The 1,041-nt window shown below is 44.2% G+C and carries 1 protein-coding gene; it reads left to right on the plus strand.

Annotated features, from left to right (window positions below; genetic code table 11):
* Positions 1-927, plus strand: a 927-nt coding sequence (pstA, locus tag A3729_RS21155) for a phosphate ABC transporter permease PstA (RefSeq protein WP_068634253.1), incomplete at its 5' end; no start/stop codon positions are given.
* Positions 928-1,041 lie beyond the last annotated feature (114 nt).

Raw genomic sequence — 1,041 nt, forward strand, 5'->3', positions numbered from 1 at the left:
AAAATTGTAAGTAGGGCTTGGCTACGTACGTTAACAAAAACCATGCGAGACCAGCCTGAATTGATGGGTACAAGCCAAACAATGTGGGCATTGGCTGATGACCAGGTTGACCAGTATTTAAAAGGTCATCACTATAACCTGAAAGAAAAGCAGCTTGCCCTAGTCGATAAGTTGAAAGAAGAAGGTAAGTTAGAATTACGCTGGAATAGTGTTTTCTTCAGTAAGGGTGACTCTAAAATGCCAGAGAATGCCGGGATACTGTCTGCCATCGTAGGCTCGGTACTGACCTTGTTAGTAACAATGGCCTTTGCTTTCCCGATTGGTGTGATGACGGCAATTTACCTGGAAGAGTTTGCATCCGACAACCGCTTTACCCGTTTTGTTGAAGTGAATATAAACAACCTCGCGGCTATTCCTTCAATATTATTCGGCCTACTAGGCTTATCAGTATTTATTAATTTATTTGGTCTGCCAAGAAGCTCGCCATTAGTGGGCGGTATCACTTTAGCGCTAATGACATTACCAATTATTATTGTCAGTTCTCGTGCTGCACTCAGAAGTGTACCCGAGTCAATTCGCCATGCAGGTTATGGTTTGGGCCTTAACAAAATTCAAGTTGTCAAAGACCACGTTCTACCCATTGCGCTACCAGGCATCTTGACCGGTACGATAATTGGCATGGCGCAAGCCATGGGGGAAACCGCTCCATTAATCATTATTGGAATGATTGCATTCATCCCAGATTCACCTTCGTCGATCATGGAGGCTGCGACGGTACTGCCGGCCCAGATCTTTACGTGGGCGGGTATGCCTGAACGTGCATATGTAGAAAAAACAGCAGCGGGCATTGTTGTCATACTGTCGATATTAATCACACTGAACGCTGCAGCTATTTACCTAAGGAAGAAGTATGAAATCAAGTGGTAATAACATAAAGATCGTCGCTGAAGACTTAAACCTTCACTATGGTGATCACCATGCTTTACATGGTATCAATATGCAGGTGCCAGAGAATAATATTACGGCCTTGATCGGGCCTTC

The sequence above is a fragment of the Oleiphilus sp. HI0043 genome, assembly GCF_001634935.1.